This window comes from Pseudoalteromonas sp. S1650 (assembly GCF_005887195.1).
Taxonomy (GTDB): domain Bacteria; phylum Pseudomonadota; class Gammaproteobacteria; order Enterobacterales; family Alteromonadaceae; genus Pseudoalteromonas; species Pseudoalteromonas simplex.
This window is the reverse complement of the sequence record NZ_PNDF01000235.1, coordinates 1-295: the sequence shown is the minus strand read 5'-3', so window position 1 is coordinate 295 and position 295 is coordinate 1. Positions and strand designations below refer to the sequence as shown.

The 295-nt window shown below is 42.4% G+C and carries 1 pseudogene; it reads right to left on the bottom strand.

Features of this window, described 5'->3' with window-relative positions:
• Positions 1-295: pseudogene (locus CWB80_RS22655) on the bottom strand (GTPase family protein); the annotation flags it as partial.

The following is a 295-nucleotide window of genomic DNA, read 5'->3' as shown; positions in this document are numbered from 1 at the left end:
TTGGCACGCCACGCTCCATCGCTTCAATGGGCTGCCTATTTCTCTGTACATTTTTTGCTTCAGCAATGCTGTCGATCAGTGTTTGTTGTAACCTCTCAACACCAAAATGATGTTTATCTTGCGCTATAGACAGAGGCAAAGTCACATCTTGTTGCATAAGGTTCTGATTAAAGTCGAGTGCTTGACGAATGATCTTAGTTTTCTCACATGTAGGTGCCTCGATTTCATAAGGCGGCGTCCATTCATTAACAGGCTTGAGCATATCAACTTGGTTTACTAGTAAGATTACTTTGGG